Source organism: Clostridium sp. ATCC 25772 (assembly GCF_001573875.1).
GTDB classification, from domain to species: Bacteria; Bacillota; Clostridia; order Clostridiales; family Clostridiaceae; genus Clostridium_J; species Clostridium_J senegalense.
Genome location: NZ_LFRG01000002.1, coordinates 80,174 through 95,830, shown reverse-complemented (window position 1 = coordinate 95,830; position 15,657 = coordinate 80,174). Strand labels below are relative to the sequence as shown.

The 15,657-nt window shown below is 27.9% G+C and carries 8 protein-coding genes and 1 other annotated feature; of the genes, 2 read left to right on the top strand and 6 right to left on the bottom strand.

Features of this window, described 5'->3' with window-relative positions; all coding sequences use genetic code 11:
* Positions 1–8 precede the first annotated feature (8 nt).
* Positions 9–4,025 carry an AAA domain-containing protein gene (locus AZI32_RS00990; RefSeq protein WP_061994056.1) on the bottom strand — a complete coding sequence of 1,339 codons (4,017 nt, stop codon included), beginning with the start codon at positions 4,023–4,025 and terminating at the stop codon, positions 9–11.
* Between the two features lie 824 nt (positions 4,026–4,849).
* Between AZI32_RS00990 and AZI32_RS00985 the strand changes: the two genes are divergently transcribed.
* A complete protein-coding gene (locus AZI32_RS00985) occupies positions 4,850–6,346 on the top strand; it encodes a 4Fe-4S dicluster domain-containing protein (RefSeq protein WP_061994055.1) in 1,497 nt (498 codons plus the stop codon).
* 24 nt (positions 6,347–6,370) lie between these two features.
* On the opposite strand, the gene AZI32_RS00980 is transcribed toward AZI32_RS00985, so the two are convergent.
* The 3 genes from AZI32_RS00980 to ileS all read right to left on the bottom strand — a co-directional run bounded on the left by AZI32_RS00980 (position 6,371) and on the right by ileS (position 11,067).
* On the bottom strand, positions 6,371–7,366 hold the full coding sequence (locus AZI32_RS00980) for a LacI family DNA-binding transcriptional regulator (RefSeq protein WP_061994054.1): 996 nt from the start codon (positions 7,364–7,366) through the stop codon (positions 6,371–6,373).
* 174 nt (positions 7,367–7,540) lie between these two features.
* On the bottom strand, positions 7,541–7,807 hold the full coding sequence (locus AZI32_RS00975) for a hypothetical protein (protein WP_061994053.1): 267 nt from the start codon (positions 7,805–7,807) through the stop codon (positions 7,541–7,543).
* 158 nt (positions 7,808–7,965) lie between these two features.
* Entirely contained in the window at positions 7,966–11,067 is a 3,102-nt protein-coding gene (gene ileS / locus AZI32_RS00970; protein WP_061994052.1) for an isoleucine--tRNA ligase, read from the bottom strand.
* Between the two features lie 103 nt (positions 11,068–11,170).
* Positions 11,171–11,387 (bottom strand) — a binding site (T-box leader).
* 223 nt (positions 11,388–11,610) lie between these two features.
* Between ileS and nrdG the strand changes: the two genes are divergently transcribed.
* Entirely contained in the window at positions 11,611–12,123 is a 513-nt protein-coding gene (gene nrdG, locus AZI32_RS00965; RefSeq protein WP_061994051.1) for an anaerobic ribonucleoside-triphosphate reductase activating protein, read from the top strand.
* 64 nt (positions 12,124–12,187) lie between these two features.
* Here nrdG and AZI32_RS00960 read toward each other — a convergent pair whose 3' ends face one another.
* Both AZI32_RS00960 and nrdD read right to left on the bottom strand, forming a co-directional pair.
* Positions 12,188–12,826 (bottom strand): MBL fold metallo-hydrolase, encoded by a 639-nt coding sequence (locus AZI32_RS00960; RefSeq protein WP_061994050.1) that lies wholly within the window; start codon positions 12,824–12,826, stop codon positions 12,188–12,190.
* A 295-nt stretch (positions 12,827–13,121) separates the two neighbouring features.
* Positions 13,122–15,242, bottom strand: coding sequence for an anaerobic ribonucleoside-triphosphate reductase (nrdD, locus tag AZI32_RS00955; RefSeq protein ID WP_061994049.1), 2,121 nt, complete (start codon positions 15,240–15,242; stop codon positions 13,122–13,124).
* Positions 15,243–15,657 lie beyond the last annotated feature (415 nt).

The window sequence follows — 15,657 nt, the reverse complement described above, 5'->3', positions numbered from 1 at the left end:
CACTTTTTCTACTTCACAAATTCCTCCAACTTATCAAATGCAACCTCTGGATTTAAGTAAAATTCACTACTTCTTAGTTTATAAAATTTCCACCCAACACGTTCTAAGGTATGCTGCCTTTGCAAACTTTCTTTCCATGAGTATTTATCACTTCTTTTTCCACCTACGCACTCTACTGCTATACGTTTTTCTGCATCTACCATAAAATCTATATCATATTTTCCAACTTTAACCTTTGGGGTAACTTTAAAATTATTTTTTTCTAATTTTTTCAATACATCTTCTTCAAAGTCACTCAATACTATATTATTGCTATAATTATCATTATTATGCTTTTTATAGTTCATACAATAATCTAAAAGCTTATATCTTATACATTTAGGGTTTAAATCTTCTAAATCTACAGAATGGAATAGCCACATTTGATTTCTAGCTCTACTTGCAGCTACATTAAACCTTCTAATATCAGATTCTTTTGCAAGTGTATTATATTTAACATTGTTTGCAATAACTAATGTTAAGAAAATAACATCTCTTTCATCTCCTTGGAATGAATAAGCATCACCACAAACAATATTCCTTTTTACCATTTCCTCCATGCCAATTCGCTCAACTAGTAAATTTTCAATAACTTCAGCTTGAGTATCTCCTAGTAAGGATATAACCCCTATGGTCATATTTTCATAAGTTTTATCACTAAGACATTCTTCTATTTTATCAACTATAGCATAAGCCTCTTTTAGATTTATGGATTTTTTCTCATCTCTAAAGGCTTCATCTACTTTAGTAGCTTTTAATGGTTCTTTTAACGGATTGTCATTTTTACTACATCTTAATGGAATTATTTCATTAGAGTATGAAATACTATTACTAAACCCTATTATATCCTCAACACTTCTAAAGTGTTCTTTTAAGACTAATCTATTTGGGAATACCCTTAGTGCAGTTGTATACAAACTTGTTTTTAAATCAAACCACTGTGAATCTGGTATATCTTTTAAATATGTTTCTATAAGCTTTTCTACAGTTTCTGCATCTTTTCCTATTGCCTCTGGACTTATCTGTTTTTCATCTCCGACAATGACCGCTCTTTCTGCCCTCATAAGAGTTGTTAGTGCAGTTATATCACTTTGACTACTTTCATCAACAATTATTACATCAAATAAATTTTCATTTACCTGTAAATTTTCTATAACTCTATTAATTGGCATTATCCACACTGGAATAACATCTTTGCACTTTTCCATTTCCTTTTGAGCCATTTTTCTATATTTTATAGCTTGTGCTCCAGTACCTTTACCAATTCTTTTTATAGATTCCATCCATGCGAAGAGACTTCTCTTTTGGGATTCAGTGGTTCTTTGTATTTGATTATACCAACTTTGCTTACTAACAATTTCTTTTACTAGATTATTTTCTACTATCTTTTCTTGATGTAAATTTTTTTCTAATTTCATAATGTCATTAACATGCATCATAATTATATAATCATAGAAAACCTTATACTTAAATGCATCATGAAATTTTACAAACTCATTTGTTAAAACATCTCCTCTTAACGCAAACATGTATTTAGTAACTTTGGGACATACTTGTAACATCTTATCTCTAAGCATTATAAGCTTGTCTAATCTATATGCATTGGTCCTTACATAAGAAACCTTTGCATTATATGCCTTTATAAACCTCACATTACCTTTTTCTATATTATTTGATAGTTCATCAAAAACATCATATTTTCTTAGTTCTTTTACTATATTATTTATTTCATTTTTTATCGAATTTATATTTTTTATTGAACGCAAACTTATTAGTGACTCTTTTATATAGCTAAAAGTATCTTTATTATATAGATTTATTTCTTTACTAAAGTGTTTTGCCTTTAATAAATTTAATATTTTATCTTTATAGCTAGAATCCCAACTTGTAACTATTTCTATTTTTTGTATTGCATCCTCTACTTTAACTATATAATTTTTTTCATTTATATCTAAAGTTTCTCCGTCTAATTCTGTAATACCATTATTAAAATAATTTTTAAAGTCACGTTCTAATTCATTAAGTTTTATATACATATTTATTACTTCTACTTGTTCTTTTGATGTTATATTATTATAATTTACCTTTATATCTTCCAATATATACTTAACATTTCCATGTAACATCTTAAAGAAAGTTGTCACTTTTCCTTTTTCATTGATAACTTTATCTACAGATTTAAAATCCTTTTTAAACTTATCAAAATCTAAATCTGATGGTAATTCTACAGTGCTCTTATTCAATTCAGCTTTCAAATTTGATATTTCGCTAATTTGTTCTTTACAATGCTTTAAAAAACTATCCCAAAACTCTCTCGAAGTATTACTGCCATGATAAACTTTCATAAGTTTTTCAACATAAGTGTTTTCTATTTCACACAGCGTTTTATAACCATCGTCTAATAGATTAATTAAATGACTATTATTATAACTAGTTATATCTTTATCACTCCAATTAGATAAAACTTTGTTATGATGTTCTATATTAGCTACCTCTTTTATATACTGAGTCATAAGTTTTATTACAATTTCTAAGTTAGGAAGTTTTGAAATATTTCCTTTTATACCTTCGTAAAACTCTAAATCACTATTATCAAAAGTTTCTAAAAGTTGTATAACGTTATTTAACTCATCCTCATTTATTGGAGGATGATCTTTTATGCAAAGATTATCATCAATATAATTTAAATCTTCATGTTCTCTAATATACTGAGCCATATCCATTAAAGTATATTTATCCCCATTATATTCAATGGTTAAATTTTCATTTTCTTCTATTTTCTTTAACTCTTCATATATGGCCTCTTGATTAGCCCTGCACTCTTTCAATTTATATCTTAAAAACTTAAATTGTTTTTTTAACTCCAAAGTATCTAAAGATAAATTTTCTGTTATTTTCCTTACAGAATTATCAAGATCATCCATAGCTTTAGCATCATCACCTAAAATACTCATACATAATGATCTTATTTCATCAGGTATTTTATTGTTTAAAACCCTAAGAGCTCTATCCGTTTGGCTTGTTACTAATACCCTTTTACCATGAGCTAACAAATGACAAATCAGATTTACTATAGTATGACTTTTTCCTGTTCCTGGAGGACCTTGAACCACAACTCCAAAGTTCTCTGAAATCCTTTTTACAATATCTTTTTGCTCTTCATTATATGGTAGTGGAAATAATAAATCTTCTCCTAATTCATTCCATTTTTCAACAGATAAATCATCTTCTTTCACTTCCTCATTTTTCACCAAAGCCTCTATGGTCTTAGGTATTACACCACCATTTTTTATATGTTCAATCATTGAGTTCAATTCTACATTCCAAAGTCTAGTATCAACTTTTCTAAAAATAATAATTGGTTCATTGTAAAAAAACAATCCTTCTTTATCGTTTATATCTAAAAGAGAAGTAAATTTACCATAATTGCCATCAAAATCTATTTTAAAAGAATCTGATATATATTTTATACCTTTTATAACTTCTTCATCACTTTTCACATCAATCCCTAAACTTTTTAGTTCCACTGAATTTTTAATTACATTTTCAAGTGATATATTATTTATGTCAGTTAAAAAATCAAGCTCAGCATTAGTAATATTATTATATGGTTTTAAAATAAACTTACTATTTTTTTCATCAAAATTCAATGTCATTTTTGTAGTTAGTATAGGGTGACTTATATTAATATTATCAATATTTCCTACAAGTAATCCGTGACCATAAACCACTTCTAAATTCTCACTATTTTTCTGTAATTTTAAATATATTTTAGAAAACTTATCATATAATTCTTTATTAACTTTATCTATTTCAACCCAATTTTCATCAACTTCATTATTTAACTTAACTCCTAATAAATCTGATAAACTAGACTCAAAAAATACCTCTTCATACTCATTTACATTTCTTATTTTTTTATCATTAATATTTTTCACGCTAAGAAGATATGTAAATATTTGCTCTACCTTTTTATTTATATCCAAATTTTACCCCTCCATATTTTTTATATTAACTTATCATAAATTTTCCTATTATTTATATTTTCAGTTACATTATAAGATTTTAACCTAGAGTTTTAATTTACTTTTATTAAGTAAGAATTTTTTAGATTAAATGAAAATATATAGTTAGTAGACTTTTATGGTAATTAATTAATTTTTTACTACTTATCTCTATAATAATTTGAATTTAAATCTTGATGTATACGTTAAAATTTAATTTTCAAACCTATATTTTTATTATAAAAATTACTTTTAGATACCTTATTATGGTTTAACTCTTATCCTTTATTATAGTTTATACTAGTATTTTACACAATAAATTACTTTTTCTATATATAAAGATATATAGCCTTATTAACCACATTATATAAATGATAATTTTTTATCTTATTTTGTTATTTTTTAGTATTTTTTAGTAAATTATTTATTTTTATTATAAATTTATCTTTTAAATTGTATCTTTTTTACAATTATTTAGTTTATACTAAATCTTTCTGAAAAATGTTCTAAATAATTCATATTTTTTTAATTTTTGCAAGTTAAGTTGGATATTTTTTTAACATTTTGTAGTATAATAATATTGCAACGTAAACATTTACTGTATATATATTGAAGCTTTTATATAAAAAAACGATTCAACAATACATATATTACTTAAATTGTTATTAATTTTTTAATGCTATTTTAACAATTAAATTTTATTATTTATTACATAATTTAATTAACATAACTATTTTTTTACTGAAAGGTATTTTATTTACCTTACTTTACAACTTAAAATTATATGAATTAAAGGGGATGCTCATATGTTTATATTTGAAACACAGTTAAAAAAAGTTAAACACAATGTTTTAAAAAGTGTTGCAATTTTAGCTAAAGAAGATAGACTAACGACAGAAGAATTAAGTAAAATTCATGAAACTATAGTAGATGAAGACAAACCACAATACAGGTGTTGTGTCTATAAAGAAAGAGTGATCGTTGGTCAACGTGCTAAATTAGCAGCTGGATACTTACCTAAAGGAGATGATATGAATCATCTTGAAGATATAAAAAACAGGGATCAAGTTATATATGTTGTTGAAGCCGCTTGTGATAAATGTCCAATAAATAAATATACAGTTACTGAAGCCTGCAGAGGTTGCGTTGCACATAAATGCATGGAAGTTTGTCCAACTAAGGCTATGGTACGAGTTAATGGAAAAGCCTTTATAAACCAAGAACTTTGTAAAGAATGTGGATTATGTAAAAAGCAGTGTCCATATCATGCTATTTCTGAAGTTCTAAGACCTTGTAAAGTTGTATGTCCTACTGGTGCTCTTTCAGTAGCCGAGGATAGACGAGCTTTAATTAAAGAAGAACTTTGTATTGAATGTGGTGCATGCATGAAAGCTTGCCCTTTTGGTGCAATCTCTGATAAGAGCTTAATCGAACCTGTAGCAAGAAGACTTTCAAACAAAGAAAACCTTTATGCTGTAGTTGCACCTGCAATTGCTGGTCAATTTGGCCCTAATGTAACTTTAGGACAAATTAAAGCTGCACTTATTAATGTAGGGTTTAAAGATATGTATGAAGCTGCTTGTGGTGCAGATATCGTAACAATAAACGAAAGTAATGAATTTGTTCATAGAATGAATAATGGTAGCAAGTATATGACAAATTCTTGTTGTCCAGCTTTCTTAACGTATATAAATAAAAAATTTCCTAAAGAATCTATGAATATATCATCAACAGTTTCACCTATGATAGCTACAGGAAAATATATAAAATCTATAGATCCTGATGCTAAAGTAGTTTTTATTGGACCTTGTACAGCAAAAAAAGCAGAAATGCGCAGAGATGATGTTAAGGACATAATAGATTATGTTTTAACTTTTGAAGAAATTTCTGCTCTTTTAGATGCTTTTAATATGGATCCGGAGAACTGTGAAACTCTACAAGCCGATGACGCTTCAATTTATGGACGTGGTTTTGCAGCTGGTGGTGGATTAACTTCCGCTATTGAAAATTATATAAAAACTGAAAGTATTGATATTCAATTTAAGCCAATAAAAGTAAGTGGACCTTTCGATATAAAGAAAACTATGACTATGGCCAGTATTGGTAGACTTCAAGGTAATTTCATAGAGGGAATGATGTGCGAAGGCGGATGCGTTGGTGGTGCTGCTACTGTATTACCTCCACTTTCTACTAGAGCAACTTTTGCTAAAGAAAATGCAAGATCTACACATAAGGCAGTAATTGACAATCCTAAAATTGATGAATATAAAGATTTAGATTTAGAAAGAGATTTATCTGAATAAAAAAAAGAGGCTTTGCCTCTTTTTTTATTTACAAGAATTTCTTTCAACTATTTCATATGGTAAAACAAATTCTTTAGTATCAATTTCGTCTTTATTTAAAATTTTAATTAAAGCTCTCATACTTAAAGAACCCATATCATATAGTGGTTGAGATACTGTTGTTAAAGTTGGATAATACATAGCTGCTAAGTCTGTATCATTAAATCCCATAACACTTACTTCATCTGGCACTTTTATATTTTTTTCTCTTAAAGCATTTATAGCACCAACTGCAACTTCATCACTGCTACAAAAAATAGCATCAAAAGAATTTTTACTTAATATTTCGTTTGTACCTTTAAATCCTTCTTGCGCATTTAAGGATGAAAAATACACTAAATTATCATTGTACTCTAAATCTTCTTCAACAGCTTTTTTATATCCTTCAAAAAATTTTTGGTAATTTCCTCCATACATTTCAGGGAAAAATCCAATATAAGCTATTTTTTTATTACCTTTTTCTATAAGATATTTTGTTGCATCATATGCAGCTTGAAATATATCTATAGTTACACTTGGATATTTTTTTTGAGAATCTTCTGTTCCCACAGTTACTACAGGTATTTCTAGTTCATTTATAAAGTCTTCTACTTCTTTTACAAGAGCATTTCCCATATATAATATACCGTCAACCATTTTTTCTTTTAACATTCTAAAACTATCTTTTTCTTTTTCTATATCCAAGTCTGTATTACATAACATTATATTGTAGTTATATATATTAGCAACATCTTCTGCTCCCCTAACAACTTCTGGGAAAATATCACTTGCTATATCTGGAATTATAATCCCTATAGTGCTAGATTTATGAGTCTTTAAGCTCCTAGCTAAGATGTTAGGTCTATAGCCTAATTTATCTATAGCATCTAGCACTTTTTTCTTAGTATCCTCATTAACCACATTTATACCATTTAATACTCTAGAAACAGTTGCTATTGATACTCCCGCTTCTTTAGCTACATCTTTTATTGAAGCCGCCACATTAATCACTCCTATTATAAATTAAACTTACTATCTATAGTAAGTTATACTTGTGCAATTTACAATAGTTTTTCCCTATAAATTAAAATATATGTTATAAAACAACAATATGTCTACATTCTTTTAAATATAAATTAAATTTTCTAACAATTAATCCTGTTTTTATTGAAACATTCACAGAATTTCCAACATTTTTATACAAATATAATAATCAAAAAATATTAATAGTGACGGTATGCAAATTGACTTTATAAGTTCTTTAGCTATAACTTTCTTATTATTAGCTTTAACAATTGAGTCTTCATCTAAATTTTCATTTTCCTCTAAATTTCTTTTATTAATTTTATTATTAATATTATTTCTAAAAAATACTAAAAACATAATTATTATAGGTAGGTTAAATGCAATAATTATATAAAATATATTTTTATCCCAAACCATAAAATCCTCCCAATAAAATAACTATAATTATTATCTTGATATCTAATATATTTTATTTTTATTCCCTACATTCTATACCTTTTATTACAAATTTTAAAAATAAAAGGAGAGTATCTCCTAAAATAATAAAAATCATTTTAAATACTCTCCTAAATATACTATAGTTTTTCAACTGTAAGTTTTAAATTTTCTCCGTTAACTTTAACTTCTTGATAGTTTGCATTTCCACCATAAACAATTTCTACTGCAAGAGTATCTTTTGCTATTTGTTCTTCAAACTTCTTAATTATATTTTCTAACATTTCATTTCCTGAAACATAGATATTAATTTTATCTGCAACTTCAAATCCACTTTCTTTTCTCATGTTTTGGATTTTACTTAATATCTCTCTTACATGACCTTCTTCTCTAAGCTCTTGAGTAATTGTAGTATCTAAAACTACTCCCATTTCACCTTCACCAGCAAATGCATATCCCTCAAGACCTTGCATTGTTATTAATAACTTTTCACTATTTAATTCTATATCAGTTCCATTAACTTCTATATTTACAGTGTTTCCATTATTTATAGTTTGTGCAAGTTCCATTTGGTTCATTTCGCCAATAGCTTTTCTTATTCCTGGTATTAATTTACCATAAGCCTTTCCTAGTACAGGAAGATTTGGTTTTATTTCAAAGTTAACATATTTAGAAAGGTCTGCACCTAGCTCTACTTCTTTTATATTAAGCTCATCCTTAACTATATCTCCATAATACTCTGGAAGAGACTTTGCAGAAACTAACATTTTACCAAGTGGCTGTCTATTCTTTATGTTAGCTCCATTTCTTGCACTTCTTCCAAGCTTAACTATTGTATATGCTCTATCCATATCTTCTTCTAAATTAGCATCTGCTAATTCAGCTTTGTATTCTGGCCATTTACATAAGTGAACACTTTCTGGTGCATTTTTATCGAATGCAACTACTAAGTTTTGATAGATTTCCTCTGTTACAAATGGTATAAATGGAGAGGCAATCTTAGCTAAAGTAGTTAGCACTCTATAAAGTGTCATATATGCGCCTATTTTATCTTCTGTTAATTCTTCAACCCAGTATCTAGATCTATTTCTTCTTACATACCAATTTGAAAGTTCATCAACAAATTCTTCAAGTTCTTTAGCACCTTGTGTTATTCTATAATTTTCTAAATGTTCATCAGTGGATTTAACTAATGAATTAAGTTTAGACATCATCCATTTGTCCATTACATTCTCAGATACAAAATCTTCGTATTTAGTTGGATCAAATTTATCTAACTCAGCATATAAAATATAGAAAGAGTATACATTCCATAATGTTCCTATGAACTTTCTTTGAGCTTCTATAACTGCCTCTTCATAGAATCTTGATGGTAACCATGGTGCACTAGCAGTGTAGAAATACCATCTTAAAGCATCTGCACCTTGATTTTCTAATACAGTAAATGGACTTAATACATTTCCTTTATGTTTAGACATTTTTAATCCGTCTTTATCTAAAACGTGTCCAAGTACTATACAGTTTTCAAATGGATTCTTTTCAAATACTACTGTTGATATTGCAAGTAATGTATAGAACCATCCTCTTGTTTGGTCAACAGCTTCTGAAATAAATTGTGCTGGGAAATTCTCTTCAAATAGTTCTTTATTTTCAAATGGATAGTGATGTTGAGCAAATGGCATTGAACCAGAGTCAAACCAGCAATCTATAACTTCCTCTACTCTTGTCATTTCTTTAGAACAATGAGGACAATTTAAATGCACATTATCGATATATGGCTTATGAAGTTCTATATCGTCTGGAACATTTATTCCTTTTTCCTTAAGTTCTGCAATGCTTCCTATCATTTCTCTATGTCCGCATTCGCATTCCCATATTGGAAGTGGAGTACCCCAGTATCTATTTCTTGAAATTCCCCAGTCAATAACACCTTCTAAGAAATTTCCCATTCTTCCTGTTCTAATATTATCTGGCATCCAGTTTATTTTATTGTTATTTTCTACTAATTTATCTCTAACAGCTGTCATTTTTACAAACCAGCTATCTCTTGGATAATAAAGAAGAGGTGTATCACATCTCCAACAATGTGGATATGAGTGTAAGAATTTTTCACTCTTATAAAGTTTTCCTTCTTCTTTTAATGCATTAATTATTTTTTCATCTGCTTTTTTTACAAATATTCCAGCCCAAGGAGTTACTTTATCTACAAATTTACCTTCTGCATCAACTAAATTAATCATAGGTAATCCATATAATTGACCGATTTTACTATCATCATCACCATATGCAGGTGCTATATGAACTATACCAGTACCATCAGTTAGTGTTACATAATCTCCATGAACAATGTAAAATGCTTTTTTATTTGGAGTTTCGAATGTGAACATTTGCTCGTACTCTTTGCCTAAAAGCTCTTCACCTTTAAATTCACTAACTATTTCATATTCACCTTGTAATTTTCCTAATAAAGACTTAGATACTATTATATGTTCTTCTTCTTGAATAACTTCTACATAATCATATTTTTTGTTAACAGCTAAGGCAACATTACTTGGTAAAGTCCAAGGAGTTGTTGTCCAAACTAAAACATATTTATCTTCATCTTTAAGTTTAAATTTAACATATACAGAGCTGTCTTTTACATCTTTATATCCTTGTGCAACTTCATGTGAAGATAATGTAGTTCCACATCTTGGACAATAAGGCATTATTTTAAAACCTTTGTAAATTAATTCTTTATCCCACATTTGTTTTAATGCCCACCAAACAGATTCTATATAATTATTATGGAAAGTTACATAAGGAGTATCCATGTCTACCCAATAAGCTAATCTTTCAGACATTTGTCTCCACATTTCAACATATGTAAAAACGCTTTCCTTACATTGTTTAACGAAATCCTCTACCCCGTACTTTTCTATTTGTGGTTTTCCTGATATTCCAAGCTTTTTCTCTATTTCAAGTTCAACTGGAAGTCCATGAGTATCCCATCCAGCTTTTCTTAAAACTTTATATCCCTTCATAACTTTATATCTAGGGATTATATCCTTCATAACTCTTGTTAAAACGTGACCTACATGAGGTTTCCCGTTTGCAGTTGGAGGTCCATCATAAAAAGTGAAATACTCTCCATCTTCATTTGAATCAAAGTTCTTTTGAATTACATTTTTTTCTTCCCAAAGTTTTAATACATCTTTTTCTAAATCCATAAAACTTTTAGAAGCATCAATTTTCTTATACATATTTTTAGCTCCTTTCCTATACCTAATTTTATATAGTAAAACATAGAAGTTATACTTACATCCTAATTTGTATTAAATTTTAAAAATAAAAAAACTCCGTCCTAAATAGGACGAAGATAACTTCGGTATACCACCTATGGTAAGATAATTCAAGTACAATTTAATACTCTATTCTTTAACGCAGAAATACGGATAAACTTACTAAAATTCAGTTTTCAGCTCCTAGGTGATTTTCATTTATCCATCACTGCAAGGTTCACACCATCCCTCGCTCTCTTTAAGTTACATGATAAAATACTTTTCCTATTCGTAGCTTTTTAAAAAGAAATTTTCAATTTTAAATAAATTATAGTACAGTACTTTTTTATTGTCAATTATATAAAACTTATATTAATCAAAAACTTAATGTTAATTTAAACTATACCTAATATTATGTAGTCGATTATACAATTTTATACACAAAATAAGAGTATTTTTATATCATTAATATTATAGTATACTTAGTATTATACTAAGTATTACATAAGTTAGGAGTCGTTTGTCATGGAAGAAAAAGTTAATTTAGCTGGTATCATACATGAAAGTTTAAATAATGGTCCTGGTATTAGACGTGTTCTATTTGCTCAAGGTTGTAAACATAACTGTAAAAAGTGTTTCAATCCACATACCCATGGTTTTGGTTGTGGAACAGACTATAAACTAGATATTCTAATTGAAGACATAAATAGAAATCCACTTATAAGTGGTGTAACATTTAGTGGTGGTGATCCTTTAGAACAGGCAAATGCTTTTGCTAAAATTGCTAAAGAAATAAAAAAAACTAATAAAAACGTTTGGTGTTATACAGGGTATACATTTGAGCACATTGTGAAAAATTCCGAAAAAAATCCTTCTTGGAATGAACTACTTAAAAATATTGATGTGTTAGTTGATGGAAAATTTGATGAATCAAAAAAAGATGATAATTTAAAATATAGAGGTTCAAGTAATCAAAGAATCATAAATGTAAAAGAAAGCTTAAATAAAAATAAAGTAGTAGAGTTTAATTTAGACTAATGTAAAACTCTACTACCTATTCACTTTTAAACTATAACTCTATTTTTTATTCTTAAGTTACTATCTAGGAAAGTGTTAATACTAGCACTTTCTTTTTATTTTCTTCTATATATTCTTCAATATTTATTGAACTATTACTAACCTTTTCTCCAATTTTCATATGTGTTAAAAAGTTTTCTACTCCATCTAATTCAAAAGTTAATTGTGGAGTTTTATAATGCATAGGTATAGTTATTTTACTATTTATCATTTTTGATAATTTAGCACCTTCTTTTCCACCTAATGTATAGTTATCACCAACTGGAATTAAAAGCACATCTACATCTCCTATAAGGTCTATATCTTCCTCTGTTAATAAATGTCCTAAATCACCTAAATGACAAATTTTTATTCCATCACACTCTATTTTAAAAATAGTATTTTCTCCACGTTTTGCACCTTTAACTTCATCATGAAATGATGGAAATCCTTGTATTGATACACCTTTAAAATCAAAGGACTTTGGCGTACGCACTATTTGAGCATAATCACTAAAAAACTTAGTGTAATTATGATCAAAATGCTCATGGCTTACAGTTACAATATCTACCTTCCCTTTATAAATAGGATATCCTACAGTCTCATCAAAAGGATCTGTAATAATTTTAGTACCTTCATTTGTTTCAATTAAAAAGCACGCATGCCCTAACCATGTTAAATTCATAAAAAACCTCCAAAACCTAATATATTATTTAATTATATTCTATCAAAATATAGTTTTCTTAACTAATCTTATAATTATGCTATACTGTAAAGATTGTAAAAATATCCTTTTACATTTACAAGATTATAGAAATTTCCTTTTTCTATTATATTACCATTTAACCAATAGGATTATAACCTCTGATTAATTTTAAATTTAGATAAAATGCTGTTACAATGCTAACTAAAAAAGGATGTTACAAAACTAACCATCTTCTAGTTAGCATTGTAACACCCTTCCTTATTATAAAATTATATTATTCCTCTATTGCATAGATTTTTTTATGATTTTCTGTATGTGCTAATCTGTCTTCTCTTTCATGGTATTTTCCCGGACCAAATCTTTCATCTAAGCTTAAGTATCCAGTTACTCTTGATACACCTTGAATATTTGAACTTCCGCAAGTGGGACATTCAAATTTATCTGGTTTTAAGTACGTACCACAATCTCTACAATATTTAATATGGAAATTTATACCTATATAGCTTATGTTACTGTTATTATAAGCATACTTAATAATATCCTCAACAACTTCTGGTGATGGATAATCATCAACTTCTAAATAACTTATATGACCTGAGTTACAAAGCTTGTGATATGGAGCTTCTATTTGAATTTTATCTATTATTGATATTGGGAACCCTACTGGTATATGATAACTATTTGTATAGTAATCTTTATCAGTTACCCCTTTTACTTCTCCAAATACCTTCTTATCTTGTAATATAAATTTACCACTTAAACCTTCTGCTGGTGTTGCATAACATCCCCAGTTTAGACTAGTTTCTTTAGTTAACTTGTCCGTAAAGGCTCTCATAAATGTTATAATTTCTTCTCCAAGCTTTCTTGACTCTTCACACTGACCATGATGCTTTCCTGTAAGTGCTATTAAAGTTTCAGCAAGACCTATAAATCCTATTGCAAAACTACCTTGTTTTAAAATAGGTTCTATAGAATCATCGGATCCTAATCCCTCTGAACCCTTTAAAAGTCCTTGACCTGCAACAAATGGTAAATCTTTAATTCTTAAGTTTTTTAATACATTATATCTATGCATTAATGATTCACTTGCTTGTTCTAATCTAGTTTCTAATAAAGAAAAGAACCTTTCTTTATCGCCTTTAGCAAGAATACCTACTCTTGGAAGATTTATAGTTGTTGGTGCTATATTACCTCTTCCCTTAGTTCCCGGCTCTCCATTACAATTACTCATAAGGTAAGTTCTACATCCCATTGTTGCTGGCATATATCCTTTATCGTAATATTCCTTATTGAAATCCGCATCTATATTCATAAATGTTGGATTCATTCTCTTACTAGCTACTCTACAAGCTAATTTAAATAAGTAGTAGTATGGATCATTAGGCTCCTTATTTATTCCTGTTTTAACTCTAAATATTATGTTAGGGAAAATAGGTTGTTCTCCTTTACCTAATCCTTTTTCATATTCAATTAAAAACTTTTCACATATAAGTGCTGCATCTTTATTATCAGGCGTTCCAATATTTATTGATGAAAAAGGAACTTGTGAGCCTGCTCTAGAATGCATTGTATTTAAATTATATACAATCCCTTGCATAGACTGTTCAATCATTCTATTAACTTTTTTCTCTACTGCTACTTCTATGTTTTCTTTTGGGATTCCTAATTCTTCAAATTCTTTTCTTAATTCTTCTCTTGTTGGTTCTACAAATACAGATAAGTCATTATCAAAATCTGGATGAGATTGTCCTCCAAACATATCATTTTGAGTTGATTGAAGTAATATACAAGACAGTTCTGCTGCTGAGTCTATACGTTTAGCTTTTCTTAGATATCCATAACCTGTGTTAAAACCTCTCTCTAACACCTCTTTAGTTGGTATATGTAGACAGTTTACTGTTAAGTTATAACTATCTAAGTCATGATAATATAGATCTCCATTTTCATGGGCTTTAGATAAATGCTTTGGCATTGTTGATAAATTAAACCATTTATTTGATTCACTTGCTATTCTAAGAAGTTTTGAACTAAAGTTGTTTCCAACATTTGCATTATCTCTATCTGTTTCCACACCTATTTGTTCAATGGCCTTCATTAAATCTGATTTAATTTCTCTTAATCTAGTTCTTTCTTTTCTATAGTTAGCATAAGCTACACCTATAGGCTTATGCCCGTTTTCTAATAATGTTTCTTGAACCATATTCTGTACTTGCTCTACAGTAAGTTCTTCTACATTTAATTTTTCAATTCTTTTAATTATCTTTTGAGTTAATTCTATTTTTTCGCTTTCAAGTAGATTATATGAAATTTCATCTGCTGCACCTTTAATTGCATTTGTTATTTTAACAGAGTTAAATTCAGCTCTTCTACCATCTCTTTTCACAACATATAGCATAAACTACCCCCTCAAACACGATATATTGCACTCGGTCTATTATACTCTAGTAAAATATTTATATCAATTAGCGAATGTGTATAGAAAAATGACTTAAAACTTAAAATTCTCATCTTAATGTATTCTTATTTCCTTTTTCACTTATGTAGTCAAATTGACATGTTTTTTTTCTAGCTTTATATTATAATTTTTTATATATTAAATTATGCACTTAATTATTAACCCTATTTGTTATTTTCAAATTATTTTGCTTATTTTAATATATTGAGTATAATCCTTGCATAGTACCGTATGTACTATTTTTATTAACTTAATTATGAAATTTTATAAATTAATTTTTTATATTAAACTTATAAAAAAGATTAAATTTAAATATTTAATAATATTTATAGTATAAAAATTTATAAATAGTAAA

Coding starts and splice junctions, on each gene's coding strand:
- ileS (WP_061994052.1), bottom strand. CDS start 11,067: ATGTATAAGAAAATTGATGCTTCTAAAAGTTTTATGGATTTAGAAAAA.
- AZI32_RS00960 (WP_061994050.1), bottom strand. CDS start 12,826: ATGAATTTAACATGGTTAGGGCATGCGTGCTTTTTAATTGAAACAAAT.
- nrdD (WP_061994049.1), bottom strand. CDS start 15,242: ATGCTATATGTTGTGAAAAGAGATGGTAGAAGAGCTGAATTTAACTCT.
- AZI32_RS00975 (WP_061994053.1), bottom strand. CDS start 7,807: ATGGTTTGGGATAAAAATATATTTTATATAATTATTGCATTTAACCTA.
- AZI32_RS00985 (WP_061994055.1), top strand. CDS start 4,850: ATGTTTATATTTGAAACACAGTTAAAAAAAGTTAAACACAATGTTTTA.
- nrdG (WP_061994051.1), top strand. CDS start 11,611: ATGGAAGAAAAAGTTAATTTAGCTGGTATCATACATGAAAGTTTAAAT.